The organism is Deinococcus sp. YIM 77859, assembly GCF_000745175.1.
Lineage (GTDB): Bacteria > Deinococcota > Deinococci > Deinococcales > Deinococcaceae > Deinococcus.
Genome location: NZ_JQNI01000004.1, coordinates 451,783 through 478,681 on the forward strand (window position 1 = coordinate 451,783; position 26,899 = coordinate 478,681).

The 26,899-nt window shown below is 63.9% G+C and carries 23 protein-coding genes; 13 read left to right on the top strand and 10 right to left on the bottom strand.

Features of this window, described 5'->3' with window-relative positions:
• Nucleotides 1-188 precede the first annotated feature (188 nt).
• Together EI73_RS15200 and EI73_RS15205 are read right to left on the bottom strand one after the other, a co-directional pair.
• Nucleotides 189-638, bottom strand: coding sequence for a response regulator (locus EI73_RS15200; RefSeq protein WP_034388979.1), 450 nt, complete (start codon nt 636-638; stop codon nt 189-191).
• Nucleotides 635-2,191, bottom strand: coding sequence for a CHASE3 domain-containing protein (locus EI73_RS15205; protein ID WP_034388981.1), 1,557 nt, complete (start codon nt 2,189-2,191; stop codon nt 635-637). The genes EI73_RS15200 and EI73_RS15205 overlap by 4 nt, the downstream gene beginning before the upstream one ends.
• Nucleotides 2,192-2,514: 323 nt before the next feature.
• Between EI73_RS15205 and EI73_RS15210 the strand changes: the two genes are divergently transcribed.
• From EI73_RS15210 to EI73_RS16465, 5 genes are all read left to right on the top strand, one after another.
• Nucleotides 2,515-3,696, top strand: a complete 1,182-nt coding sequence (locus EI73_RS15210; protein WP_051935683.1) for a glycosyltransferase family 1 protein — start codon at nt 2,515-2,517, stop codon at nt 3,694-3,696.
• Nucleotides 3,689-4,828 (top strand): UDP-galactopyranose mutase, encoded by a 1,140-nt coding sequence (glf, locus tag EI73_RS15215; protein ID WP_034388983.1) that lies wholly within the window; start codon nt 3,689-3,691, stop codon nt 4,826-4,828. Before EI73_RS15210 ends, glf begins: the two co-directional genes overlap by 8 nt.
• Nucleotides 4,829-4,968: 140 nt before the next feature.
• Nucleotides 4,969-6,264 (top strand): hypothetical protein, encoded by a 1,296-nt coding sequence (locus EI73_RS16455; protein WP_156103635.1) that lies wholly within the window; start codon nt 4,969-4,971, stop codon nt 6,262-6,264.
• A 67-nt stretch (nt 6,265-6,331) separates the two neighbouring features.
• On the top strand, nt 6,332-6,736 hold the full coding sequence (locus EI73_RS16460; protein ID WP_156103636.1) for a hypothetical protein: 405 nt from the start codon (nt 6,332-6,334) through the stop codon (nt 6,734-6,736).
• Complete coding sequence (locus tag EI73_RS16465) at nt 6,715-7,380, top strand: transposase (RefSeq protein ID WP_156103637.1); 666 nt, start codon at nt 6,715-6,717, stop codon at nt 7,378-7,380. Before EI73_RS16460 ends, EI73_RS16465 begins: the two co-directional genes overlap by 22 nt.
• Before the next feature lie 55 nt (nt 7,381-7,435).
• Here the strand turns inward: EI73_RS16465 and EI73_RS15235 are convergent, their stop codons facing one another.
• From EI73_RS15235 to EI73_RS15765, 4 genes are all read right to left on the bottom strand, one after another.
• On the bottom strand, nt 7,436-8,332 hold the full coding sequence (locus tag EI73_RS15235) for a carbohydrate ABC transporter permease (protein WP_081909126.1): 897 nt from the start codon (nt 8,330-8,332) through the stop codon (nt 7,436-7,438).
• A gap of 1 nt (nt 8,333) precedes the next feature.
• On the bottom strand, nt 8,334-9,269 hold the full coding sequence (locus tag EI73_RS15240) for a carbohydrate ABC transporter permease (RefSeq protein WP_231557379.1): 936 nt from the start codon (nt 9,267-9,269) through the stop codon (nt 8,334-8,336).
• A 101-nt stretch (nt 9,270-9,370) separates the two neighbouring features.
• Entirely contained in the window at nt 9,371-10,603 is a 1,233-nt protein-coding gene (locus tag EI73_RS15245) for an ABC transporter substrate-binding protein (RefSeq protein WP_051935685.1), read from the bottom strand.
• Between the two features lie 194 nt (nt 10,604-10,797).
• The gene (locus EI73_RS15765; protein WP_051935686.1) at nt 10,798-11,466 is read right to left on the bottom strand and encodes a hypothetical protein; all 669 of its coding nucleotides are present in this window, start codon (nt 11,464-11,466) and stop codon (nt 10,798-10,800) included.
• A 276-nt stretch (nt 11,467-11,742) separates the two neighbouring features.
• Here EI73_RS15765 and EI73_RS15255 point away from each other — a divergent pair, with 276 nt between their 5' ends.
• The 5 genes from EI73_RS15255 to EI73_RS15275 all read left to right on the top strand — a co-directional run bounded on the left by EI73_RS15255 (nt 11,743) and on the right by EI73_RS15275 (nt 18,532).
• Nucleotides 11,743-12,870 (top strand): N-acetylglucosamine-6-phosphate deacetylase, encoded by a 1,128-nt coding sequence (locus EI73_RS15255; RefSeq protein WP_034388990.1) that lies wholly within the window; start codon nt 11,743-11,745, stop codon nt 12,868-12,870.
• 103 nt (nt 12,871-12,973) lie between these two features.
• Nucleotides 12,974-14,014, top strand: a complete 1,041-nt coding sequence (locus EI73_RS15260) for a branched-chain amino acid ABC transporter permease (RefSeq protein ID WP_034388992.1) — start codon at nt 12,974-12,976, stop codon at nt 14,012-14,014.
• The gene (locus EI73_RS15265) at nt 14,011-15,801 is read left to right on the top strand and encodes an ATP-binding cassette domain-containing protein (RefSeq protein WP_034388994.1); all 1,791 of its coding nucleotides are present in this window, start codon (nt 14,011-14,013) and stop codon (nt 15,799-15,801) included. Before EI73_RS15260 ends, EI73_RS15265 begins: the two co-directional genes overlap by 4 nt.
• Nucleotides 15,798-16,559 carry an ABC transporter ATP-binding protein gene (locus EI73_RS15270; RefSeq protein WP_051935687.1) on the top strand — a complete coding sequence of 254 codons (762 nt, stop codon included), beginning with the start codon at nt 15,798-15,800 and terminating at the stop codon, nt 16,557-16,559. Before EI73_RS15265 ends, EI73_RS15270 begins: the two co-directional genes overlap by 4 nt.
• A gap of 128 nt (nt 16,560-16,687) precedes the next feature.
• Complete coding sequence (locus EI73_RS15275) at nt 16,688-18,532, top strand: glycoside hydrolase family 13 protein (protein ID WP_034389223.1); 1,845 nt, start codon at nt 16,688-16,690, stop codon at nt 18,530-18,532.
• Here the strand turns inward: EI73_RS15275 and EI73_RS15280 are convergent.
• The 4 genes from EI73_RS15280 to xylF all read right to left on the bottom strand — a co-directional run bounded on the left by EI73_RS15280 (nt 18,513) and on the right by xylF (nt 22,925).
• Nucleotides 18,513-19,604, bottom strand: a complete 1,092-nt coding sequence (locus tag EI73_RS15280; RefSeq protein WP_034388996.1) for an aldose epimerase family protein — start codon at nt 19,602-19,604, stop codon at nt 18,513-18,515. The two genes, EI73_RS15275 and EI73_RS15280, sit on opposite strands and share 20 nt — an antisense overlap.
• A gap of 97 nt (nt 19,605-19,701) precedes the next feature.
• A complete protein-coding gene (locus tag EI73_RS15285; protein WP_034388997.1) occupies nt 19,702-20,472 on the bottom strand; it encodes an ATP-binding cassette domain-containing protein in 771 nt (256 codons plus the stop codon).
• On the bottom strand, nt 20,469-21,692 hold the full coding sequence (locus tag EI73_RS15290; RefSeq protein ID WP_034388999.1) for a sugar ABC transporter permease: 1,224 nt from the start codon (nt 21,690-21,692) through the stop codon (nt 20,469-20,471). The genes EI73_RS15285 and EI73_RS15290 overlap by 4 nt, the downstream gene beginning before the upstream one ends.
• A 186-nt stretch (nt 21,693-21,878) precedes the next feature.
• On the bottom strand, nt 21,879-22,925 hold the full coding sequence (gene xylF, locus EI73_RS15295) for a D-xylose ABC transporter substrate-binding protein (RefSeq protein ID WP_034389001.1): 1,047 nt from the start codon (nt 22,923-22,925) through the stop codon (nt 21,879-21,881).
• 403 nt (nt 22,926-23,328) lie between these two features.
• On the opposite strand from xylF, the gene EI73_RS15300 reads away from it, so the two are divergent.
• The 3 genes from EI73_RS15300 (at nt 23,329) to EI73_RS15310 (ending at nt 26,818) form a co-directional block, all read left to right on the top strand.
• Nucleotides 23,329-24,312, top strand: coding sequence for an aldo/keto reductase (locus EI73_RS15300; RefSeq protein WP_034389003.1), 984 nt, complete (start codon nt 23,329-23,331; stop codon nt 24,310-24,312).
• A 98-nt stretch (nt 24,313-24,410) separates the two neighbouring features.
• Complete coding sequence (locus EI73_RS15305) at nt 24,411-25,430, top strand: LacI family DNA-binding transcriptional regulator (RefSeq protein ID WP_051935688.1); 1,020 nt, start codon at nt 24,411-24,413, stop codon at nt 25,428-25,430.
• Nucleotides 25,431-25,552: 122 nt separating this feature from the next.
• A complete protein-coding gene (locus tag EI73_RS15310) occupies nt 25,553-26,818 on the top strand; it encodes an extracellular solute-binding protein (protein ID WP_034389007.1) in 1,266 nt (421 codons plus the stop codon).
• Nucleotides 26,819-26,899 lie beyond the last annotated feature (81 nt).

Here is a 26,899-nt window from a genome sequence, read left to right on the forward strand (position 1 = left end):
GGATGATCCGCAATTGCACCGGCCAACCAACCTAGAAAAATGGTGTTCCCCACACGGGTGGGGATGGACCGCGGAGAGGATCGAGGAGGCGTACCTCATGGCGGTGTTCCCCACACGGGTGGGGATGGACCTTAGGCGCCGTGCATGCCGAACTCGGTACCGAGTATTTCCCTATGGCCCTATGGTTTTCAAGGACGCTGCTTGGGCGGCAGAGCCACGATGGAGAACCAAAAGTTCTCAAAGGATTTGATGACATCTACAAATTCACTGATGGTGACGGGTTTGGGAATATAGGCATTGGCGTGCAGGTTATAGCTGCGCCAGATATCGCTCTCGGCGCGAGAAGTGGTGAGGACAATCACTGGAATGCTGCGCAGGGCCTCGTCGGCTTTGAGAACATCGAGGAGCTCTAGGCCACTCATGCGGGGCATATTGAGGTCAAGCAGGATCACGTCAGGCGTGGGCTTGTCCTGATGGCTCCCTTCTTTTCGCAAGAAGGTGAGCGCCTCGACACCGTCTTTGGCTATGTGGAGGTCATGGGGGAAGTGCGCTTCGCTAAAGGCTTCTTCCGTCAGGAGAATATCGGCGGGGTTGTCCTCGACAAGGAGGATCTGAATCGCTTGGTTGTTGGCGCTCATCTTTGGGAAGACTCCTGGGGGTCGGGAATGGTGAAGGTGAAGGTGCTGCCTTGGCCGGGGGTGCTTTGGAGGGTCATTTCGCCGCCATGACGCTGAACGGCAGTGCGGGCCACCGCGAGGCCGATGCCGCTGCCGGAATAGGTGTCCATGCCGTGCAGGCGCTGAAACACTCCGAAGATACGTTCAAAATACTGGGATTCGATGCCGATGCCGTTGTCTTGCACGTGAAAGGCCCACTCGCCCGGCCTGCGCTCTGCCCATACCCGGACGTGGGGCGGTCGGCCCTCGGCGTGAAACTTGATGGCGTTTGTCAGCAGGTTCAGGAAAACGTGGCGCAGCAGTTCAGCGCTGCCCCACAGCACGGGAAGCGAACAGACGTCCACCTTCCCCCCTGACTGCTCCAGCTTGGTCTGGAGGTCCTGTACGATCTCCCGCACCAGAGCGGCGGTGTCGACCTCCTGAAAGGTGCGGTGTGTCTGCCGAACGCGGGAATACGCGAGGAGATCCTGAATCAGATTCTTGAGGCGCTGTGTCGCACTGATGGTAAAGGCGATGTACTGGTCGGCGCGCTCGTCGAGCTGTCCCTGGTACCGCCGGGCCAGGAGTTCGGTATAGCTGCCGATCGTCCGTAGGGGCTCTTGCAGGTCGTGGCTGGCCACATAGGCAAACTGTTCGAGTTCGCGGTTGCTGCGCGCCAGATCCTCGTTGCTGGCCTTGAGCGCACGGGTGGTGTCTTCTAGGGCACGCTCACGCTGCTGCACTGCCTCTGCCATGCGGTGAAACTGGGTGCTCAGCTCATTCAGTTCGCGCAGGGGCGTGACAGCCAGGCGTGCCCCATACTCTCCGGCAGCGATACGCCGCGCACCCTCGCGGAGTTCGGAGGTGGTGCGTGTCAGGGTGCGAGCTGTGCGCAACGCGGCAAGCACCAGCAGGGTCACCGAGAGCAGCAGCCCAGACACCGTAAAGAACTGCACGGCCCGCAAGACTGCTGTGCTGCTTGTCAGGGCGGCGCGCAGGCGAGCATTTTCACGGGTCTGCATCTCGTCGAGAACACGCCGCACCTCATCCAGAATGCGTTTGCCGGTGCCGTCACTCACCAGCAGGACGGCCCCCTCCAAGGAGGAGCGGCGCGCGGCGATCTCCGGTTTGGCTGCTTGTTCCTGCCAGCGGCCAATCAGCGTACGAATACGTTCCAGGCTCTGGCGTTGCGGGTCTGTGTTGCTGAGGGTGCCAAGCTCGCGCAGGTGCCGTGCCAGGGCTTCTTCACCGCGCCGGTACGGTTCCAGGTAGGCGGCCTGCCCGGTGATGACAAAGCCTCGCTGCCCGGTCTCCAGGTCGGACACATCGCGCGCGACCGCCTGAATCAGGGTGAGGCGCATCTGCGCGGCCGAGACCAACTCCGCGCTCCGGGCGTTTTGTTGCACCCCCAGCACCACCGCGACCGCGACGCCAATAAGCAGCAGCAGCGGGAACAAAAAAGCCCGCAGGGTAAAGGCGGCAATGCTGGTGTGTGCCGGGTTGGGCGGACGGGGAAGACTCGGCCTTGCAAACATGCCCCCGCATTGTAAAGAGGGGCGGCCCTGTGGTCTGGCCGGGACAAAGGCCCCGGCTGCCCGGGACTCAGGCACCGTGGAAAGACAACTTTATGAAGTTTTCCTCTAAAAACTCTCCAGACTTGTTCAGGGAGCGGCTCCTGAGGCGAGCGCTAGACTACGCGCACTCCCGGAATGGGTACCGTGCCAGAAACGGTCTGGAAACGGCTGAGGGGCCTGAGCATTCTCCGGCGAGCACCTACAGTTCGTTCGTTCGAGTCTGACGAGGGGGTGGCCTCACCTCGCAGAGCAGCTTTTTTTGAATAGGTGGGAGGAAACCGACCTTGAAGCACGTCAACTTTGGACCGGAGGCGGCTGGTACAGACGCGCCCGCCTTGCTTGTGTTGTCCCACCTGAGATGGGACTTTGTCTTCCAGCGGCCGCAGCACCTGATGACGCGGGCAGCGCGGTCACGGCGGGTGTACTACATCGAGGAGCCGGTGTACGGGGCACCGTCTGACCAGCTGGCGGTGCGCCGTGACGCCAGTGGCGTCACGGTCATCACGCCCCAGCTTCAGCAGGGCCGCAGCGCCGACGAGGGCCGCGCGAGCACCGCGCGGCTGCTGGCCTCCTGGGTCCAGGCCGAACACCTCCACGTGTACGACCTGTGGGTGTACACCCCGATGGAGTTGCCCGTCACCGCTGGCCTCACGCCCCGCGTGACGATCTACGACTGCATGGACGAACTCGCCAACTTCAAGGGCGCTCCCCCCGAGCTGCGCGCTCGTGAAGCCGCCCTGTTTCGCCGTGCCGACGTCGTCTTTACCGGCGGCTACCGCCTGTACGAGGCCAAGCGCGACCAGCACCCCAACGTGCACTGCTTTCCCTCCAGCGTCGATACCGCCCACTTCGCCCAGGCCCGCCAGGCTCTGCCTGATCCCGCAGACCAAGAGCCGCTTCCCCGTCCCCGCCTGGGCTTTTACGGCGTGATCGACGAGCGCTTTGACATCGCGCTGCTCGGCGAGCTTGCTCGCCGCCGTCCGGCGTGGCACTTCGTGCTGCTGGGTCCGGTTGTCAAGATCGATCCCGCTTCCCTGCCGCGGGGCGAGAATCTGCACTACCTGGGCATGAAGCGGTATACCGAGCTCCCGGCCTACCTGGCCCACTGGGACGTAGCGCTGCTGCCCTTTGCGCGCAATGCGGCAACCGAATTCATCAGCCCGACCAAGACGCCCGAGTACCTGGCGGCCGGGGTGCCGGTCGTGTCGACCGGCATCCGTGACGTGGTGCGGCCCTACGGCGAACGGGACCTGGTGCGCATCGCCGACGGTGTAGATGCCTTTGAGGCCGCCTGCGCCGCGGCGCTGGATGAACGCGGCACCCCGGCCGGCGAGGCGCGCCGTCAGCGGGCGGATGCCTTCCTTGCCACCCTCTCCTGGGACCGCACCTGGGCTGAAATGAGCGCCCTGATCGAGCAGGCGGCCGAACGGAATGAGGTCGCGTTGGTGGGGGTGGCCGATGACTGAGCCGAGCAAGGATGGTTTTGACTACCTCATCGTGGGGGCAGGCTTTGCTGGGAGCGTGCTCGCCGAGCGTCTGGCGAGTGACGGTCACCGCATTCTGATCGTGGACCGGCGGCCCCACATCGGCGGCAACGCCTATGACTGCTACGATGACGCTGGCATCCTGATTCATCCTTACGGGCCGCATATCTTCCACACCAACAGCCGGGAAGTCTTCGAGTACCTCTCGCGCTTTACCCAGTGGCGGCCCTACGAGCACCGCGTGCTTGCCAGCGTAGAGGGCCAACTGCTGCCCATCCCGATCAACCTTGACACCGTGAACCGGCTGTATGGCCTGAACCTCACCTCCTTCCAGCTCGAAGACTTCTTTGCCTCGGTGGCCGAGCCGGTCGAGCAGGTCCGCACGTCGGAAGACGTGGTGGTGAGTCGGGTGGGGCGGGACCTCTACAACAAGTTCTTCCGCGGTTACACCCGCAAGCAGTGGGGCCTGGACCCCAGCGAACTTGACGCCAGCGTGACTGCGCGAGTGCCCACCCGCACCAACCGCGACGACCGCTACTTCGCCGATACCTATCAGGCCATGCCCCTGCACGGCTACACGCGGATGTTTGAGAACATGTTGTCGCATCCCAACATCAGCGTGATGCTGAATACGGACTACCGCGATATCGTCAGGTTTATTCCCTACCAGCACATGATCTATACGGGGCCGGTGGACGCCTTTTTTGACTACTGCTACGGCAAGCTGCCCTACCGCAGCCTGGAATTCGTCCACGAGACGCACGCCCGCGAGCAGTTTCAACCGGTCGGGACGGTGAATTACCCCAACGACTACGGCTATACCCGCATCAGCGAATTCAAGCACATCACCGGGCAAGAACACCGGCAGACCAGCATTGTGTACGAGTATCCGCGCGCGGAAGGCGACCCCTACTACCCGGTGCCCCGTCCCGAGAATCAGGCGTTGTACCGGAAGTACGCCGCTTTGGCCGAAGCCCGTTCGGACGTGACCTTTGTGGGCCGTCTTGCCACCTACCGCTACTACAACATGGACCAGGTGGTCGCGCAGGCTCTGGCGACGTACCGCAAGCTCAGCGGACAAAAGGCGCAACCCGAGGCAGCCAACGCGGGCTGACCCCCTGCGCCCCGCTTCCCCGGCCGGGCTGCCGGGGAATTTTTTGTGGCCCGTTCCCCTCCAGAGCCTGTGGGATTTGGTCGCATTCTCATGCGGCGAGCTGGCTTATAACAGCCCTATCCCCAACGTGGAGGTTGGCCATGAATCGTCGGGCTGAGGTCCTGGTTGTCTGCTGCCTTGCCGTTCTGGTGTCGCTCGCCACCGTGTTCGGCTCACAACTTCAGGCCTGGCTGGCCCAGCCGTCAGGGCACGTGGTGGACCGTCCAAGCGACGTGGCCCCCGCTGCTCCGGTGGCAGAGGTGGCGGGTCCGGTCGCCGAGCCGCTCCCCGAACCCGCGGTGCCCGCCGTTCCCCTGTCCCGGGCCCCTGCGACGCCCCCGGTCCTTACCGAGAAGGCGAAGCCGGCCCGTACCGCACCCGCCCCTGAACGCCAGGCCGCTCCCGTCAAGGTTTCTCCCCCCGCTCCTGCCACCGCCCGCAACACTGTGAAGCCGCTGGCCCCCACCGTGACCCGGTCGCAGCCCAAGCCCACCGCCCCGGTGAGCACCCCGCCAACCTTAAAAGCCGCCCCACAAGCCCCTGCCCCGCTGATCCGGCAGACCCGGGACGGCGAAGCCGGGCCCCTGCGACGCCCCTCCATCACCCCGGCTCAGATGATGGGGCCGGAAGCACCGCCCGCGCCTCCCCCGGTGCCGCGCCCGACGTCCTCGGGGGCCACCGCTGGAGCCTGGGCACCCAGGCGGCCCCAGCGGCCGGCGAAGAGGGAAACTGTCTCCCAAGCGCGCACCACGCCCCAGCCTGCGCAACCAGTGAGGGCGGAAGCGGCGCGAACCCCAGCGGCCCAACTCCGCTCGCCGCAGGCGACAGCCGTGCCCCAAACACTGCCGCGTCCGGCAGTCTCCAGCTCCGGCAACGCCGCGACAGCAACCATCCCCCCGGTTCCCGTGAAGCCGCCAAGCCCGGCCGCGCCCACTTCCCCAGTCGCCGGGGTGCCGCCAAGGGACACGGTGCCCGAGACGCCCAGCGTTGCGGCGACCTCCGCAACCCTGGCTTCTTCGTCCCGCGAGGAGACGGCCGCGCCCACATCGCCTGCTGCCGCGGCCCTGTCTCCGCTGGCTCGGGGACGGGAGTTGACCGCCCTGCTGTACGGGGGACAGTTGGAACAGCTCTGGACGACGTTTTTGCCTGCGGCGCGAGCCCGTTGGGGAAGCTTCTCCGCCTTTCAGGGGTACCGGGCCGCAGGCGTGGAGACGTACGGGGCAGAGACGAGCCTCCTGAACGAAGGTGTTGTCGAAGACGAGGGAGGGACCACCTACACCCGTACCGTGACCTTTGCGGGTGATCCGGGCAACGAGTGGACCCTGATGTTTGGCCTTGATGACCGGGGCAACGTCCGTGACTTCCAGATCGTCACGGCGGATCTGCGCGGCCGCTGAGCACCGCGCCCTGACCGCCTGACAGAAAGTATGAGAAAGCGTCCCCGGTGAGGGACACTTTCTGCTTGTGAGAACTGGAAGTACCGCCGGGGACGCTCCCCGACTGTATCAGGCCGTCGTGGCCCACCTCCAAACGGCGTTGTGGAATGACCTTCGCCACGCACGGACCCTGGCCTGGATGGTCATCGGGCTGGTGCTGTCCCGGTGCCCCTCCCTCCCGGCCTGGCTCCCGCACATCCATTCCAAGGCCACGCTAGCGCAGAGCACCGAGTGCCGCTGTCGTCGCTGGCTGGAGAACTCCGCGATTGACCCCACCAGCATTGATGGTCCCCTCGTGACCCGTGCCCTGCGGGACTGGGGCGAACACCCCCTGATTCTGGCGTTGGATACCAGCGTGTTGTTCGAGAAGTTCTGCCTGATCCGCGTGCGGTGCTATTCCGGGGACGAGCGGTGCCGCTCGTCTCCCGGGTGATCGAACACCCCAGTGCCCAGGTGAGCACGGCCCAGTTGCTGCCCGTTCTGGCAGAGGTCAAGGGCCTGCTCGATTTCCTCGGTCTGCGTCAGGTCCGCCTGCTGGCGGACCGGGGGTTTTGCGATACCGAATGGATGGCCTGGCTGCGGGTCTGCGGCTGGCACTACCGGATTCGCATCAAGTCCAGCCTCATCCTGGCCGGGTGTGTAGGGTGGGCGAGGTGCGGCTCTCCCCCAGAGCTGTGGCAGGTGGTCAGCGACGAACCGACCAGCCTGGAGACGTTCGCTGAATACGGCCAGCGCTTCCAGATCGAAGAGGGCTTTCTGGACGACAAGAGCGGCCTGTTCGGGCTGGAGAACTCGAAGCTCCGTGACGCGGCGAGCCTGGAGCGACTGGTCTTGGTCCTGTCGGTCGCCACCCTGCTGCTGGTCTCGAAAGGGCTTCACGAGGGAGCCCGTCGGAGGATTGACCCCCACTGGCAGCGCGGGTTGAGTTACCTCAAGCTGGGCCTCCGGGCGGTTCAGTACGCCCTGAGTCGAGGTCAGGCGGTCTTCACCCGCCTGACCCTTCCGGGTGGTCCTGATCCCGAACTCCCGAGGACCAGCAAGCTCCCTACACCTTTAATCACTCTTGAAGTCGGCTGAAAGCTCGTTTTTCGCTCGCCCTCATAAAATCTGTCAGGCGGTCAGGCACCGCGCCTCAGCCTTTGACACTGCCGGTGAGGGTGGCTCCTTCCACGAAATACTTCTGGAACACGAAGAAGATGAGCACGACCGGCAGCAGCACCAGCACCGAGGCCGCCATCAAGAGTTGCCACTGCACGTTATTAGCGTCCTGGAAGAACTTCAGCCCCACCTGCAGGGTGTAGAGCCGCTCGTCATTCAGGTACAGCAGCGGATTGACGTAGTCGTTCCAGGCACCGTCAAAGGTGAAGATGGCGACTGTTGCAAGGGCCGGGGTCGCGAGCGGCAACATCACCCGCGCCCAGATCCACAGCTCGCTTGCGCCGTCTACCCGAGCTGCCTCCAGCAGTTCGTTGGGGATGGTCAGGAAGTACTGGCGGAGCATAAAGGTGAAAAAGGCCCCTGCGAAAAAGGAAGGCACGATGAGCGGCAGGTAGGTGTTGATCCAGCCCAGCTTGCTGAACAGGACGTACTGCGGCACCATGGTGACCAGTCCGGGAATCATCATGGTAGAGAGCATCACCAGAAAGAGGAAGTCGCGGCCCGGAAAGCGCAGCTTAGAAAAGCCGTAGGCGGCGAGTGAGCACGAGAGCACCGTGCCGAACGTGACACTCACGGCGTAGAACAGGCTGTTGATGGCGTAACGGGTAAAGGGCGCGCTCGCCCAGGCGCGGGCGTAGTTTTCCCACACGATGGGGTTGGGAATCCAGCGCGGCGGATAGGCGAAGACCTGATCGTCGGGCTTGAGCGAGGTAGACACCATCCACAGCGCCGGGTAGAGGATCAGCAGGGACAGTCCGACGAGAGCAGCAAAGGCCAGGGCGCGGCCCAGCAGCAGCCCGCTGACGCGCCGGGGACCGCCGGTGCGGGCAGAACGCGGCCGAAGCTGCACTTCGGGACGGGAGAGCGCCATCTCAGCGCACCTCGCCTTCGTAGTGCACCCAACGCCGTGAGAACCACAGCTGCACGCCGGTGATCGCCAGGGTGATGAGCAGCAGAATCCAGGCCAGCGCCGAAGCGTAGCCCATGCGCAGGTCGGTAAAGGCCGTCTGCCAGATGTACAGCCCGTAAAAGAGCGTGCTGTCACTGGGGCCACCCTTGGTCAGAATCAGCGATTCGGACCAGAATTGCAGCGCGCCCGAGATGCCGGTGATCAGCTTGAAAAAGATCACCGGCGAGATCAGCGGCACCGTCACCGCCCAAAACTGCCGCCAGGAGCTCGCTCCGTCGATCTGCGCCGACTCGTACAGGTCGCGGGGCACACCCTTGAGGGCCGCCAGATAGAACATAAAGCCACCTGCTGCGGCCCACATGCTCATGATGATAAGGGCGGGCTTGGCCCATACGGGATCGGCGAACCACAGCGGCAGGTCATTTTCGGGCACGCCCAGACGGTACAGGGCCGTATTGATCAGGCCCACCTGCGGGTTAAACACCCACAGCCACAGCAGCAGCACCGCCACACCGGTGAGGACTTTGGGCAGGAAGAAGATCGTGCGAAACACCCGCTGTCCCCGCACCTCTTGATTCAGCAGCACCGCGATCAGCAGGCCGGTGGCGATGCCCAAAGGCACGGCGAAGGTGGCGTAGTAGGCGGTATTGGAGAGCGCTTTCCAGAAGCGGGTGTCCTGCGTCAGCAGTTGCACGTAGTTCTGCACCCCGACCCAGTCAAAGCGCGAGGTGATGTCGTAGTTCGTGAAGCTCGCGTACAGCGAAAACAGCATCGGCCCCAGCACAAAGCACAGAAAGCCGATCAGCCAGGGCGCGATGAAGAGGTAGCCCCACAGGGCCTCGCGCTGGCGGTGATTCAGTCCGCGGCGGCGCGGCAGGGGAGAAGACGTGCCGCTCACGGTTGAGCCGCCACGGTCGGGAAAGGGGACATGGTTCAGACCTCCTGAAAGGACCCGGGCAAAGCGGTGTCACCCGCTTCACCCGGCAACAAGAGAAGGAGCTACCTGTTGCTGTTGACCAGCCGCTGGACCTGCGCCTGTGCCTCTTCGAGGGCCTTTTTGGGGTCCTCCCCACGGTACACCGCGTCGTCGACAGCCTTATCAAGGATGCTGCCGTAGCTGGGCGCATACCGCGGAGCGGAGCTGACCTCGGTGTACTTCATGTTCGCGGACATCATGCGGAAAGCGGGCGTGGTCACGCTGAGCGACGCGTTTTTGTAGCCGGGGAAGTCATTCTGTTCCTGCGCCCAGATGCGCGCGCCCTCTGTCGCCATGTACCGCGCGAAGGCGAACGCTTCCTTGGGATGCTTGGTGCCCACCGGGATTTCCAGGTTGAAGCCGCCACCGGACGAGGTCCCCGGCCCGGGCTGTCCCGTCGGCGTGGGAATGCGCGCCATGCCGTAGTTCATGTTGGGCGCGTACTTCTTCAGGGTGGCCGCGTAGCCGCCGATGTCGATGATCATGCCCAGCTTGCCGGAGATGAAGGGATCCTGCGCGCCGCTGCCAAAGCTGCTGCGAAACGCCTGCACGTTGCGAGCCCCCAGGCGGTCGGTCCACTCCTTGATCCAAGTGAGGGTCCTCAGGGCCGTGGGGTTGGTGAAGCGCGGATTCTCCCGGTCCTCGTCCCACATGCTGCCCCCGGCATTGGACACCCAGCTTTCGAGGCCGAAGCTGCCGTAGAGGGGATGGAAGCCGATGCGCTGGTAGACCGGCCCGGTCTTCTTGTCGAGCTTCTTGGCATAGGCTTCCAGCTCATCCCAGGTGGTCGGCGGCTTGTTCGGGTTCAGGCCAACTTCCTTAAAAAGGTCTTTGTTGTAGTACAGGAAGCGGCTATCCGTCACAAAGGGCAGGCCGTACTGCTCCCCCTTGTAGGTGGCGGTGGCCCAGAGGTTCGGGTAGAACTGATCCTTTAACCGGTCCGCCCCCAGGCGGCTGAGGTTCGTCGCCTGGTTCTTGGAGGCTCGCAGCGGTGTGGTGCGGATATCGATCACCACGACGTCCGGCGGATTTTTGGCGGCGATGGCGGCCAGCGTCTTGGTGGGAAGCTGGTCGAAGGGCACAAAGGTGTACTTCACCTGAATATTGGGGTTTTTCTTGTTCCAGGTGTCGATGATCCGGTTGATGGTGGGGCGGCGTTGCTCAGAGCCCCAGTGGGCCCACAGATCAAGCGTGACCTTTTGGGCACCAGCGCTGCCCAGCAGGGCGGCCGTCAGGAGAAAGAGTGTCTTGTTCATGAAAAACCTCGTGTTGCCAGCGGGCGGGAGCGTGAAAAGCAGCGGTCACCTGGCGTCTGGTGAACCACTGTTGCCCGCCCTACTCATCTGACGTCAAGAGGTTAGCTCGTGCGGCCTCTTCTCGGTAACAAGTTCGCCCCGTTCATATTGAGCGTTTCTTGGCTCTTTCTGGATTCTCAGGAAGGGGCAGGCCTTCACAGCACATCCTCAAAGCGTTGTGCTGAGAGCGGCCGAGGCTGGCTCGTGGCGACCACAGCCCAGTACAGCAGCAGGGCGCTGACGCCCACCACCGGCCAAAGTGTGGTGAAAGACGCTGCCAAAACCGCCAGCAATAGCGGCGGCAACGCGCATAGCTGTGTGTGGAGGGGATAGGCCAGCACAATCCGCCCAGCTTCGAGCAGTGCGCGGGAAAGCGGCAGGCCCTCGGCAAGCGCGTCCAACAGAAACGGTTGCAGCGTGAGCCAGAGCCACCCCAGCACCACACCGAGTACCGCCCCCACAGCGCCGCGCAGGGTGCCCGGCTGCGCACTCCACAGCGCAACATTCGCGTACAGCACGACCAGCACCAGCGCATTGAGCGCTGCCCACAGCGTCCCCGGCCACCACAGGCGCCCAAAAAAACGGGGAAGAGAAGAAAGCGGCTCTTGCGGCACGGGGGGTTCCTCCGGGCGGTGTGCCCGGCGCTCCTCCTCCACCTCCAGCACTGCGCGGCGCAGCCAGGCATAGGCGGTCAGGGTGGCTGCGCCCAAGGTGAATAGCGGCCAGGCGGCCACGACCCACAGCACATTCACCACGATCAGTCGCGGGAGCTCCCGCCAGAGGTGCGCACCCGCAACCCGCCAGACCTGCACCGCGCCCCGCATGGGGGGAAGATAGCAGTGCGGTGCATCAGGGTGAGGAGCTGACCGAGGGTGGCGACCACCAGAGGCACCCTGTCGCGCGGACTCCCCGTGATTTCGCCCCGCCGCTCTCTTCGGGGTGGAGGCGAACAACGTATAGTGCAGGGGCAGAAAGGACGTCGCGGATGAGGCCAGCCCCGTTCCCCCCTACGAGATGAGGAGGCGTCGCGTCACTGCTGCCCATTCCCTGGGTGCGGGGGCATCCAGAACGCTGGTCCGTCGGGGGGGAGGGGAGAGGGGATGAGCCGCACCCTCAGCGGCATCTTGGTGTTGCCGCAGGGCACCGTCCCGGGGCGGGTCCGCTTCGGCAGAACGCTGGTCGCTGTGGAGCCCTTTTCGGAAGGAGCAGCGGAACGGTTCATCCTCCCCGGCTTTGTGGATACCCACGTTCACGGCGGAGGCGGGGGCGATACGATGGACGGTCCGGAAGGTGTGCGGATGCTGGCCCGCCTGCACGCTCGGCACGGCACCACCACCCTGCTGCCCACCACCATCACCAACCCCTGGGAGAGCGTGTTGGCCGCCCTGTTCGGGATCCGTGAGGTGATGGCGACGGGCGGCGTGCCGGGGGGCGCGGACGTGATCGGTGCCCATCTCGAAGGCCCCTTTCTCAGCCCCGGACGGCTGGGAGCGCAACCGCCGCACACGGTCTTGCCCACCCTGGACCTCGTTCAGGAGGTGCTGGCGACGGGTGCCGTTCGTGCCGTCACCCTCGCGCCCGAACTTCCCGGAGCCCTCGATGCCGCTCTCGCCTTTGCGCGCGCAGGAGTCCGGATCGGCATCGGTCACACCTGTGCGGATGCCGAGACGGTGACCGCGCTGCTGAGAGCGGTTCACGCCGCTGGGGGGCGCAGCTGCGCCACTCACCTCTTCAACGCCATGGGCGGCATCGAGGGCCGCACGCCCGGTCCTCCCGGTGCCCTGCTGACCGACCCGCACGCCTACCAAGAGGTGATTCTGGACCTGATCCACGTCCATCCCAGCAGCTTTCATCTGGCCTTGGCCGCGGCACCGGGCCGGGTTCTGCTGGTGACGGACGCCATACGCGCGGCAGGAATGGGGGACGGCCCCAGCGAGCTTGGCGGTCAGCCCGTGACCGTGCGCGGCGGCAAGGCCACGCGGGCAGACGGCACCCTGGCCGGGAGTGTGCTCACGCTGGATGTGGCGCTACGGAATGCTGTTCGGACCGGAGTGTCTCTTTCGGTGGTGAGCGAAATGCTCAGCGCCGTGCCCGCCGCCTCTGTGGGCCTGACCGACCGCGGCCGTCTGGAACCTGGCCTACGCGCCGACCTCACTGTGCTGGACCGCGACCTGAACGTTGTACAGGTGTACGTGGCCGGGGAGCCCATACGGGAAGAACATCCCTGAAGGTGGCCTCCTGGTGCTTCGGTGTTGGGGGTCTAGGACCTTAAGATGAGGCCGTTCACCTCTTTCTTTTCACGTGCGGCTCCCTTTCAGAAAGGCTCCTGATATGGATGTTCAGATCGCTTCTATTCTTGCGGCCGATGGCTTGACGAACGGGGCGGTCTACGCCCTGTTGGCGCTGGCGTTGGTGCTGGTGTTCGCCGTCACCCGCGTGATCTTTATTCCGCAGGGCGAGTTCGTCGTGTTTGGGACACTGACACTCGCTTCTCTGCAACAGGGGCGCGTTCCCGGCACCCTGTGGTTGCTGCTGGTGCTGCTGGGCGTGGCCGCCCTGATCGAAGGCTTCGCGCAGGGGCGCCAGGGGCGGGGCGGGCGAGGAATCCTGACCCTGGTGGGTGCCGCCCTTTTCGGCGGAGCGCTTTGGGCGCTGACCGGTTGGCTCGCTCCACGCCAGGCGCCGCTGGGGGTGCAGGTGCTGCTGACCCTGCTGCTGGTCGCGCCGATGGGACCGCTGCTGTACCGCACCGTCTACCAGCCCCTTCAGAACGCCACCGTGCTCGTCCTGCTGATCGCCTCAGTGGCCCTGCATCTCGTTCTGACCGGGCTGGCGCTCGTGTTTTTCGGTCCGGAAGGTTCCCGCACCCCTCCCTTTGCCGCCGGAAATGTCACGCTAGGACAGGTCACCCTAAGCAGGCAGAGCCTGCTGGTGGTTCTGGTTTCGGCGCTGCTGATGCTGGCTCTGTACGTCTTTTTCGAGCGCACCATGGCCGGCAAGGCCCTGCGCGCCACCGCGGTCAACCGTCTGGGGGCGCGCTTGGTGGGGATCAGCCCTTCCTCAGCGGGAACACTCACCTTGACGTTGGCCGCCCTGATCGGGGCGCTGGGCGGTATGCTGATCGGACCGAGCGTCGCCATGACGTACGATTCAGGCTTTCTCATCGGCCTCAAGGGCTTTATCGGCGCGATTCTCGGCGGGCTGGTCAGCTACCCCCTCGCGGCAGCAGGAGCCCTGCTGGTCGGCCTGATCGAGAGTTTTGCCTCCTTTAGTCTGTCGGCCTGGAAGGAGGTCATCGTGTTCACGCTGATCCTGCCCGTGCTGCTGTGGCGCTCCCTCACCACCCGGCACGTCCCCGAGGATGAAGAATGACACGCCCCGGATTTTCGCGCCGCGCGCTGCTGGCTGGGGCGGCGGCGGTGGTCATGCTGGCCCTGCCCCTGGTCCTGCCGCTTTTCCAGGTGACCCTGCTGGTGAATATCGCCATTTTTGCCATCGTCGCCATCGGCCTGGTGCTGCTGACCGGCATTGTGGGGCTTACCTCCTTCGGCCAGGCTGCCTTTATGGGCCTGGGCGCCTATACCACGGCCATGCTGACCACCCAGGCTGGGTGGAGTCCCTGGCTGACCCTCCTGGCGGGCTTCGTGGTCACGGCCCTGGTGGCCCTCGTTCTGGGGTTGGTGACCCTCCGTATGCAGGGCCACTATCTCCCCCTCGCGACCATCGCCTGGGGCATGAGCCTCTACTACGTCTTCGGCAACACTCCCGCGCTGGGCGGGTTTACCGGCATCACCGATATCCCCCCGGTGACCCTCTTGGGGTTTCCCCTGACTTCGCCGCGAGCCTTCGCCTATCTGGCCCTGGTCGGTCTGGGTCTGGTCGCGCTGGCTGTACAGTTCCTGCTCTCGAGCCGAGTGGGCCGCGCGCTGCGGGCGCTGCGCAGCGGGCCGGTGGTCGCAGAAGCCTTTGGCGTGAATCCCTTTCGGCTGCGGGTGCAGGTCTTTGTGCTCGCGGCGTTGATGGCGTCGCTGGCCGGTTGGCTGTACGCGCACAGCCAGCGGTTCGTGAATCCCACGCCCTTCAGTCTGCAAGCGGGGATCGAGTACCTCTTTATGGCGGTGGTCGGCGGCCCGCAGTACGTGTGGGGGGCAGTGCTGGGGTCGGCCCTCATCACACTGCTGCGCGAGTGGTTGCGCGACCTGCTGCCCGCCTTGATCGGGGCGCAGGGCAACTTCGAGGTGATCGTCTTCGGCGTTCTCGTCATTCTGATGCTGCAATTTGCTCGGCGCGGCCTGTGGCCCCTGCTCGAACGGCTGCTGCCACAGGAAAGCCCACGCCTGCTGCCCGAACCCCAGCCCCTGCCCTCCCGGACCAAACCGCAGCCGGGCCTCCCCCTGCTCACGGTGAGGCACGCGGTCAAGCAGTTCGGCGGCTTACGGGCCGTGAACGACGTGTCCTTTGAGCTGCAAAGCGGGGAAATTCTGGGGCTGATCGGTCCCAATGGGGCAGGCAAGAGCACCCTGTTTAACCTGATCACCGGCGTCAGCCCCGCGACGCGTGGTCAGGTGCTCCTTGCCGGGCAGGACATCACCCGGCGAAGTGCCGAACAGATTCACCGCCTGGGCGTGGCCCGCACCTTCCAGCATGTGCACCTGCTGCCCGACCTCACCCTGCTGGCCAACACGATGATGGGCGGGTACGCGCGGGGGCGCGCAGGTCTGCTCGCCAGCCTGCTGCACCTGGAGCGCCGGGAGGAGGCCGCCCTGCAACACGAGGCGCTGCGCCAACTGGCCCGTGTCGGCCTGGGAGATCAGGCGTTTGCCCTGGCAGGCAACCTCGCGCTGGGCCAGCAGCGTATCCTGGAAGTTGCCCGGGCGCTGACCGCCGACCCCACGCTGCTGCTGCTGGACGAACCCGCCGCAGGCCTGCGCTACGGCGAGAAGATGGAGCTGGTCGCGCTGCTCAGGCGGCTGCGTGCGGAGGGCGTCACCATCTTGCTGGTCGAACACGACATGGATCTCGTGATGAATCTGGTCGACCGCCTGGTGGTGATGAACTACGGTGAGCGGCTGGCCGAGGGCACGCCGGCTGAGGTCCGCGCCAATCCCGCTGTGCGCGAGGCCTATCTCGGCGTGGAGCTGGAAGAGGGGGCCGCATGACGGTGGCGCCGGATCAGTCTCAGTCTCTCGCCCAGAGGGACGCGCCCCTGCTGCTTGAGGTGCGCGACCTGTCCACCCGCTACGGCCACGTCGAAGCCCTGCGCGGCGTGAGCCTCCAGGTTCCGGCGGGGCGCATCGTGAGCGTGATCGGGGCCAATGGTGCGGGAAAAACCACCCTGATGAACGCCATCATGGGGGTGTTGCCCTCCAGTGGCGAACTTCTGTACCGGGGCGAGCCCCTGCGGGGGGTGCCGCTGGAAACGCGGGTGGCCCGGGGCATCAGCCTGGTGCCCGAGCGCCGTGACCTGTTTGCGTCCATGACGGTACAGGACAACCTGCAACTGGGCGCCTACAGCCGCCGCCGCATGAATTGGCGTGCGGACCTGGAAAACGTCTATGCCCGTTTTCCCCGCCTGCTGGAACGCCGCCGGCAACTGGCAGGCACCCTCTCGGGCGGCGAGCAGCAGATGCTGGCGATTGGCCGGGCGCTGATGGCAAGGCCCCGGCTGCTGCTGCTGGACGAGCCCTCGTTGGGCCTGGCGCCCCTCATCGTGCGGGACATCCTGCGCATCGTGCAGGGGCTGCGCGCCGACGGCGTGACGGTGTTGCTCGTCGAGCAGAACGCGCGGGCCAGCCTTGCCATCAGTGACGAGGCCTACGTGCTCGAGACCGGGGAGGTCAAACTGCGTGGCCCCGCCCACGAACTCGCTCGCAACGAGGCCCTCAGCGCCAGTTACCTGGGCGGCGAGGGTGCTTGACGGCGTAGGCCGTCTGGGGGCAGACTCAGCACCAGACAATTCGAAGGCAACGCTTGCCCGCCCGGCACGACCTTTCTGCCTCCGCGCAGAAGTTCTGTACCGGGCGGGCTGTTTGGATGGGGGGAACGATGACGGTTTTGGCGAGTCTGGGAGCGCAGCACGACCACACACCGGGATACACCGAGCGCCTCGGGGTACCGCTGGGAGGGACGGTGCGCGTGCGCGTGCGCGTCACACTTCCGGTGACGGGCGTCCACCTGGTCCTGGTGCGGGTGGGGGAGATCGAGACGCACCCGGCCCGTGAGGTCACCGGTCTTTTCGGTGAAGGTCGCTGGTTCGAGGCGGATCTGCCGGTGCACGAGGCGCGGGTGCGCTACGCCTGGGAACTGCTGTTTCCGGATGATCACCTGAACCTGACCGCGCTGGGCCTGCACCGCACGCGCCGGGGCTTTCGCGACTGGTTTCAGTACCTCGCCGGACACGTTGCCCCCGAATGGGCCTGGCGCAGCGTCTTCTACCAGATCTTTCCCGACCGCTTTCGCAACGGTGATCCCGCGAATGACGTGCGGACGGGCGAGTACCTGTATGGGGGCCGCCCGGTAGAGCAGGTGCCCTGGGAGACTCCTGTCGACGCGAGGGGTGACGTGCACGCGCACTACGGCGGTGACCTGAACGGCGTGACACAGGCCCTCCCGTACCTTCAGGAGCTGGGCGTGAATGGGCTGTGGCTGACCCCGATCTTTGTCAGCCCCTCGAACCACCGCTACGACATCAGCGATTACCGCCGTGTCGACCCCCATCTGGGCGGAGACGCAGCGTGGGAGGAACTGGTCAGGGCGGCGGACGCTGCGGGCATACGGCTTGTGCTGGATGGGGTCTTTAACCACATGGGGAACGAGAACGCGCTGTTTCGTGCGGCGCTCGCGGCGGAAAGCGCTCCCGAGCGGTCCCTCTTCAGCTGGCGGGAGGAGCCGGGCAAGCCGCCCTACCACGCCTTTTTCGACGTGCCGACCCTGCCCAAGATCAACTACGGTGACCCCTTTGCGGTTCGGGAATTCATCAGCGGTGAGGAGAGCGTGGTGCGGTATTGGCTGCGACGTGGTGCGTCGGGCTGGCGGCTGGACGTGGCGCACATGATCGGCACGGGCGGGACCGACGAGGACAATCTGCCCCTTCACCGAGCACTCAAACAGGCTGCCCGCGAGGAGAAGCCCGACGCCTACGTGTTTGGAGAACGCTTCTTCGATCCCGAGCACGCGCTGGACGGCCGGGGCGAAGACGGGAGTATGAATTACCACGGCTTCGGCCTGCCGGTGATGCAGTGGATGAGCGGGAGGACGCATCTCGGTACCCCCAGCCGCCTGGACGGCGCAGAACTTGCCGAGCTGCTGTGGGACGCCTATCACGTCCTGCCCCCGCAGGTGGCGCTGAGCATGTTGAACCTGCTCGAGTCCCACGACATCGGCCGGGCGCTTTTTCGTGTGGGAAATGACCGCACGCGTTTCCTGGCCGCCTTCACGCTGCTGATGGCCTATCCTGGCGTGCCCTGTACGTACTACGGCACCGAGGTGGGCGTAACCCAGAGCCGCGCGGGCAATATCCCGTGGTGCCGTGAGCCCATGCCCTGGGATGAGGCGCGCTGGGACCACGACCTGCGGGCAAAGGTCCGCACCCTGATTCACGCCCGGCGTGAGGCCCGCGTCCTCCATGAGGGCAACCTGCGCTTTCTGTATACCGGGCCGGACGCCCTCGCCTTCCTGCGCGAGTACACCCGAGCGGACGGACAGGTAGAACGCGCCGTGGCTCTGGTCAGCCGCCTCGCCACGCCGCACGAGGTCACCCTCAGCCTGCCCCCCGGCGAGTACCGCGACGTCCTCACACGCGAGACCTTCCGGGGCGGCCCCGTCACCCTCAATGCGAGTGGCGGGCGGCTGCTGCTTTCTGAAGGGGGAGTCAGCGTGTGGAAAAGGTGAACACCGTGCGCGAGGAGAAGCGCTGACCGGGCCGGAGCACGACTGGCGGAAAGTGCGGCTTGTTGGGAGAATCGGGAAAGTGTTGTGTTTCTAGGCACACCCCCCAGCGATGTCCGTAGCGCTGCCCGCCCTTCCCAGTCAGGCTGCCATCGAGGAAGTTACCGGAGTACACCTGTAGCCCCGGTTCGGTGGTGCTGACCTCGACTTGTCTTCCAGAAGAGGGATCGTACAGCCTCGCCGCCACCTTCAGCCCAGGCCCACCACGAAGGACGAAGTTGTGGTCGTAGCCTCCTGCAAGGCGCAGTTGCTGGTCGTCCGCGTCCACCTGCGCTCCAATTCGCTGCCCTTTCCGGAAGTCGAACGGCGTTCCCGATACCGCCAGCTGTTCTCCGGTCGGAATCAGGGTGGCGTCGACAGGCGTAAAGTGATCTGCCTGCACAGTAAGTTCGTGATCGAGAATGTCCCGACTGGCGTTGCCCGTCAGGTTCCAGTAGGTGTGGTTGGTGAGGTTCACAATGGTCGGGGCATCGGTGGTCGCCTCGTAATCGATGTGCAGGGCACCGGTCGGCCTTAGGGTATACGTCACCCGCACAGTCAGGTTGCCGGGGTAGCCCTCCTCGCCGTCTGGGCTGAAGGAGGTGAGAACCAGACTCGGGCCGGCCGGGCCTACGAAGGCTCGTCCCTCCCACAGGCGCTGGTCGAAGCCGCGCTCCCCGCCGTGTAGAGCGTTGGGACCGTCATTCTGCGTGAGCTGGTACAACCGGCCGTTGAGCGAGAAGCGCCCTTCGGCAATCCGGTTGGCGTAACGGCCGATGAGTGCACCGAAGAACGGGGATGACCTGCGGTCGAAGTACGGTTCCGGGCGACAATGTCCTAGAACGATATCGCCGGGGACTCCCTGCCGGTCAGGCGTCATCAGGCGAACCAACACGCCGCCGTAATTCATAATGCTGGTCTGGAGACCACCCGGTATGCTCAGTTCGTAGAGGGTGATGTCCTGGCCATCCGGGGTCTTTCCCCACGGCTGCTTGCCAATCGTTCCCACCACGCTGCCCTGGGGTTGTTCCTTCATATGCTCATCTCTCTTTGTTCCCTTGTCCGGTGAGGTCCCAGTCAAACTTTCCCACTTTGCCCCGAGGAGCAAAGCGGGTAGGTGGAACACCGCGTTCCTATGGCCGCATATATGGGGCCTTCTCACGCAGAACGCGCGGGAGCTTGCCAGCGATGATCATCTCTAGCACTTCGTCCTGAGTCACATCGTGCTTGTCCACAGTGCCCACTACCCGGCCGTTTTTCATCACGGTCAGACGGTCCGCCAGATCGAATACGTCGTGCAGGTCGTGGCTGATCAGAAAGATGCCGACACCCTCGCGTTTGAGCGTCATCACCAGTTCGTTGACCTGCTGCGTCTCCTGGGGACCAAGAGCTGCCGTTGGCTCATCCATGATCAGCACCCGCGCTTTGAAGTACACGGCGCGGCTGATGGCAATGCTCTGCCGCTGTCCACCGGAAAAGCGGACAACCGGCTGCTTGAGATTGCGGACGCTCACCACGCCCAGCCGGTCCAGCAGCCGGCGTGCCTCCAGCTCCATGGCGTCCTCGTCCAACATGCCGCCCCGCAGCAGTTCGCGGCCAAGGAAGATGTTGGCCGGCACATCAAGATTATCGGCCAAGGCCAGTGTCTGATAGATCGTCTCGATCCCCAGCCGCTGAGCATCACGTGGGCCGTGCAGCTGCACCGGCTCGCCGTTCACCAGAATCTGCCCCTCGTCGGCAGCATAGGCACCCGACAGGATCTTGATAAGCGTACTTTTTCCGGCGCCATTATGCCCCAGGAGGCCAACAACTTCACCGGGGTAAAGGTCCACTGTCACGTTCTCCAACGCGTGGATTCCCCCGAAGCGCTTGCTGATGTTCCGCATCTCGATGATCGGTTTCATGGCGAACTCCGGCGATGGTACAGGGTATCGAGGGTCACGGCGAGGACCAGCACGAGGCCTTGCACGATGTTCTGCACGGCACTCGACAGGTCGAGCAGTAGCATGCCGTTGATCAGGCTTGCCATGAACAGCGCGCCGAGAAAGGCGCCGGGGATACTTCCCGTCCCACCGCTAAGACTTGTCCCACCAATCACTGCAGCGGCAATCACGCTAAGTTCTGCCAGGGTGCCTGTAGAGTTAGTACCGGCATTCAGCCGCGCCGTCTGAATGGCGCCGGCTAGGGCGGCAAGCAGGCCCATTACCGCGAATACCATCACCGTGAGGCGGGCGGTGTTGATCCCCGCAAGGCGCGCAGCTTCCGGGTTCCCTCCATACGCATACACGTACCGCCCAAAGCGGGTCGCACGTACCACCCACATCATCAGGGCCGTAATACCCAGCGTGATGAGAACAGGAACGGGCATACCGCGGGGGAGTCCGGTACGGGGGTCGGGGTAGCTGACCATGATGAGGATAAAGCCGACAATGAGGGCGACGCTGAGGGCTGTGACCAGTATCTGCAGCAGCGGGTCACGTTGCTGCAGGCCACTGCGGGCGCGGCGGCGATAGTTGCGCACGTCGGAGGTGACCACGGCGGACACCAGGAGGGCGCCAATCACCCAGCTCCACAGACTGCCAATGGAGCCGCCCAGTCCGCCGCCAAACACCTGAAAGCTATCTGTGAGCGGTGCGACGGTCTGACCAGAAGTCATGATCCAGGCGAAACCGCGCCAGATGAGTAGACCCCCGAGCGTCACGACGAAAGCGGGGACACCCAGGTAGGCGATCCAAGCTCCCTGAACGGCACCGATGGCCGCGCCGACCAGGAGGCCGGCGAGAAGCGTCACCCAGCCACTCCAAGAGGTGTCGGGGAGCAGGCGGGCATTCAGAACAGCCATAATCATGCCCGTCAGGCCGAGGATGGAGCCGACAGACAGGTCGATGTGGCGCATCACGATAACCAGCACCATACCGCCGACCATGACGCCGACAGAGGCTGTTTGCACCGACAGGTTCCATAGGTTGCGGGCGCTAAGGAAGGTGCCGCCTGTCAGGAGGTGCAAGGCCACCCACACAACAGAGGTGGCGAGCAGCAAGGAAGTGAGTCTGCCGTCGAGTTGCAGGCGGTCGAGAAGACCTGGCCGCTGCATGAGATGGCCTGAGGTCGCGCGGCGTTGCATGGATCCTCCAGAAGGGGAAGTCGTGGGGCCTGCCCTGTTCAGGCTTACCGGTGGCCCCACGGCACGGAAGCGGCTGTGAGGATGGCGCTGGGAGATCATTGGGTACCCTGCACGGCAACGCCACGTTCCCCTTCCTCGTCACGAGTTCTTGGGGCATTTGCCGTGTGGGGGTGACGTGGTCCTGCCTTAGCGGCAGGCAGCGGGGGCAGAAGCTCCAGTCACCCCCCGGCAGACTTCAGCTTTGGTCGCCCAACCGGCCTGGATGATTTGACCCAGATTTGCCCTGGTAATCACGACGGGCTTGAGCAGAATGCTGTTCACACGGACCTTTCTGGGGCCACCACTGAAAGGCTGCGCCCCCTTGATGGCGTTTGGTTGCGTACCCCGCGCGAGTTGCACAGCGATGTTAGCGGCCTCAGTCGCCAGGACGCGAGCATCCTTCCAGACGGTGCCAGTCTGTAGGCCGCGCGCAATGCGGTTTAAGGCTGCCTTGTCAGCGTCCTGTCCAGAGACAGGCACCTTCCCTGCGAGGCCGACAGCGGCGAGCGCAGCGATAGCGCCCCCTGCGGTGCCGTCGTTGCTGGCTACCACCGCATCCACCTTGTTGCGATTGGCGGTGAGAATCTGCTCCATGTTGTTCTGGGCGACTTCGGGCTTCCAGCCCTCGGTGTACTGCTCGCCGACCTTCCTGATCCTGCCCGCCTGGATGGCTGGGCCGAGCACGTCCATCTGTCCAGCAAACAGCAGGTCGGCGTTGGGGTCGCTGGGGCTGCCCTTGATAAAGGCAAAGTTGCCCGACTTCTTGACGTTGTAGATCATCTGCGCTTGGAGACGGCCAACTTCACGGTTATTGAAGGAAATATAGAAGACGCTGGGGTCCTCGATGAGGCGGTCATAGGCGATCACCGGGATGCCTTCCGCCTTCGCGCGGCTGATGGCGGGAAGGACCGCCTCGTTGTCTTGGGCCAGCACAATGAGGACGTTTGCACCTCGGGTGATCAGGCTCTCGATGTCAGAGATCTGCTTTTCGTTGCTGCTCTGGGCATCGGCACTGATATACCTCGCGCCTAGCTTAGTCAGCTGCGCCTTCATGGCAGCCTCGTCCGTCTTCCAGCGTTCCTCTTGGAAGTTCGACCAGCTCACGCCCACAGTGACTGGCCTCTGGGCTGACGCACTGGGCGCCAGGGCAAGCGTGCCCACAAGGACAAGGACGGCTGTGCTGAAGCTTTTCATGCGTTCCTCCGCTGTGGCCTCGCCTTCCCCTCTCGCCATTCAGGGGTAAGAGACCTTAGGTAAATTTTCCTAACTAACGAGAGTCTAGACACTGCCTTTTTGAGATGTCAATGGGCCAGCTGAAAACGGGCAAATCTACGGATATTCCGGTAAATAGGGGCATGGCCTTGACGACTTGCGGGGAGGTCTCTAAGCTGAATAAGTAAGCCTTGTTAACTCAGTCAACTGCTCCTGGACAGCTCCCGGCCTGCCGGAGCTGGAGCAGAGCGTAGCCCGAAACGGCGAACAGGAAGAGGACACACGGAAGGGGGCAGACGCAAAAACGGTTGAGGGAGCAAGGTGGGCAGTGCTTTGTGGGGAGTGTGGCGGCGGTTCAGCCGAGTTTTCCTCCTCGGGAGGTCGGATGCAATACCGTACAATGGGCAAGACGGGGTATGAGGTTTCAAGCATCAGTTTCGGTGCCTGGGCTATAGGCGGCACCTGGGGCGAGGTGAATGACAGAGATAGTCTGGCGGCTCTGCACCGTGCCCTCGACCTGGGGGTTAATTTTTTTGACACAGCAGACGTATACGGAGACGGCCACAGCGAGCGGCTGATTGCCCAGCTCCGCCGTGAGCGATCCGAACCCTTCTACGTTGCGACCAAGGCGGGCCGCCGTCTAGAACCGCATGTGGCAAGTGGGTACACTCGCGAGAACTTGCGGACCTTTGCCGAGCGCAGCCTGCGGAATCTGAACACAGATACCCTAGACCTCCTACAACTCCACTGCCCACCCTCTGAGGTATATGAACGGGACGAGGTTTTTGCTGCTCTTGACGAGTTGCAGCAAGAAGGTCTGTTTCGGCACTACGGGGTAAGCGTGGAGACGGTCGCAGAGGCCCTCAGAGCGATCCAGCGACCAGGCGTAGCGACCGTGCAGATCATCTTCAACGCTTTCCGACTGAAGCCCGCCGAACAGTTCTTTCCGGCGGCACGTGAGGCAAATGTGGGCGTCATCGCCCGCGTGCCCCTGGCCAGCGGGCTGCTGACAGGAAAGCTCGAGCGTGACTCTACCTTCGCGCCCGACGACCACCGCACCTTTAATCGCCACGGAGAGGTCTTTGACCGTGGAGAAACTTTCTCGGGGGTGGACTACGAGCTGGGATTGGAGGCTGCGCGGCGGCTCCAGGGCGTGGTGCCGTCCGGGATGACGCTCGCCCAGTTCGCGCTACGCTGGATTCTGATGTTCCCGGAAGTCAGCTGCGCCATCCCCGGCGCCCGCAACCCGGCGCAAGCTGAGGGTAATGCTGCCGCTGCAGATTTGCCTCCTCTTCGTGAAGGACAGATGCAGGCCGTTCAACAAGTCTATGAGACCCTGCTACGGCCACAGGTTCAGCCTTACTGGTAGTGCGGTAAGGGAAGGAGCACAGGGAAACTGGACGGGTTGACGTTCCTTTGTGTTTCGCGTAAGGTTACCGGTAACCAAGCCCTACACTAAGGAGCGAAATGCGTTCCACTCCTGTAACTCTTGCTGACGTCGCCAACTTGGCGGGTGTATCGAAAATGACCGTTTCAAAAGTCGTCAACAAGCGCCCCGGTATTTCGGAGGCGACGCGGCAGCGCGTGTTGCAGGTGATCGAGGAGCTTGGTTACACCGCCCATCCCTCCGCCCGGGCGCTTGCTGGGGGGCGCACAAACACCCTCGGCATCGTCGTTCCTTCTATCGGTCCCCAGTACATCAGTGAAGTTGTTCGTGGGGCTGATCTGGTGGCTTACGAAGCTGGTATGGACCTGCTCATCTCCACCACTCAGGAAGACACCTCCCACGAACGGCAGAATGTGGGCCGACTCTCGCGCGGTCTGGTCGATGGCCTGCTGATGGTTCTGCCACGTTCCCTAGATCGTTACGCCGACACCCTCAAGCAGGCCCAAGTTCCAGTTGTCGTTGTCGCGTCGGCCAATACGTCCATGCCTTTTCCCCTGGTAGACGCCGACCATTATCGGGGGACCCGTCAGGCTGTGGCGCATCTGGTGGAGCTTGGCCACCGCCGCATTGCCTTTATCGCTGGTCGCAGGGACACAACGGCGAGCCTTGAACGTTTCCGAGGGTATCGTGAAGGTCTTCTGACCGCTGGCCTGCCCTTCGACCCGCTTCTGGTCCAGCCCGGCGAGTATACCCAGCCCGGCGGTTTTGCTGCCGCTCAGGCTCTGCTGGAGCTGCCCCACCCCCCAACAGCGATCTTTGCGGCGAACGACGTATCCGCCTTCGGAGCGATGGAAGCGGTCAAGGACCGAGGACTTCGTGTCCCGAACGACGTCTCGGTGATTGGTTTCGACGATATCCCACAGGCCAACCAGGTCCACCCTGCCCTCACCACGGTGCGCCAGCCCCTGGTCGAGATGGGCACGGCCGGCACTCGTCAACTTCTGAACCTTCTCCACGGCGTCGGCCCAGTGACGGACCGACTGGTGCTGCCCACCGAATTGATTGTTCGTGCCTCCACCGGTCCCGTTCCCAAACCCTGAATGATCTAGAGCCCCGAAGAAAGGCGGGGAGGTGCAGGAAGGCCAAGGTAAAGGTATTCGGCTGCTCGGCCTGACGGACGTGTTGTGGCGTTCGCGGGTGAGGTCTTTCCCAGGAGTCATGTATGAAAAAGACCATCTTGACGGTATTGACGGCAGTGCTGGCTGCTGGCGCTTCGCTGGCCCAGGCGCAGACGACCCTTGACCTGTGGCATATCCAGACCACCGAGAACGGCAAGAAGATCATCCAGGATGCTGTGAATCGGTTTCAGCAGGCCAACCCCGGCATCAAGGTCAGGGTGACGCCTACGCAGAACGACGCCTACAAGAGCAAGCTCAAGATTGCCTTTGGCGCTGGCAGCGCGCCCTGTGTGTTCATGTCCTGGGGGGGTGGGCCGCTCTACGAGTACGTCCGCAGCAACCAGGTGGTGGACCTTACGCCCTACCTCGACAAGAATGCTGCTTTCAAAAACCGCTTGCTGCCGGCATCCTGGAGCCCGGTGACCTTTAACAAGCGGATCTACGGCATTCCAGCGGAGAACACAGCGGTAGCGGTGATTCTGTACAACAAGGAGCTGTTTGCGCGCTATGGGCTCAAGCCACCCCGCACCTGGGATGAGCTGCTGAAGGTGGTCGGGACACTGAAGAAGAACAATGTGGCCGCCTTTTCGCTGGCGAACAAGGCCAAGTGGCCTGGGAGCATGTTCTATGCCTATCTGGTGGACCGCATCGGTGGACCGACAGTGTTCAAAAGCGCGGCGCTGCGGGAGAAGGGGGGTAGTTTCACGGACCCGGCCTTTATCAGGGCTGGGGAGTTGCTCCAGGAACTGGTGAAGGCGGGGGGATTTGTACAAGGGTACAACGGGCTGGACTACGACAGCGGGGTGTCGCGGCAGCTGCTGTACTCGGGGCGGGCAGCGATGGAACTGATGGGGACGTGGGAGCTGGGCAACATCAAGAACGAGAACCCGGAGTTTCTGAAGAAGGTGGACTTTTTTGCCTTTCCGACGGTACCTGGGGGGAAGGGCAACCCCAATGCGGTGCTGGGGACGGTGGGGGATAATTTCTACAGCATCTCGCGTGGGTGCAAGAACCCGGAGGCAGCATTCAAGCTGTTGACGTACCTTATCGATGAGCAAGCGGTGCAGGAGCGGGTTGCGGACAACCGGTTGCCGCCGGTGAAGAACCTCAAGGTGAGTGATCCTCTGCTCAAGCGGATTCAGACCTTTGTGAGCAAGGCGCCTAGCGTGCAGTTGTGGTATGACCAAGAGTTGCCGCCGCAGCTGGGCGAACTCCACAAGGACACCAGCCAAGCGCTGCTGGGGCTGAGCATCACCCCTCAGTCCGCCGCTGCCCAGATGGAAAACCTCGCCAAGAAAATCCTGAAGTAGGGCAACGGGCTTCAGCGCATGGGTTTGTCGCTCGCTTCGGGCCGCCCATGCGTTCTTCAGAAGCGCTGCGTGAGGAGCGCA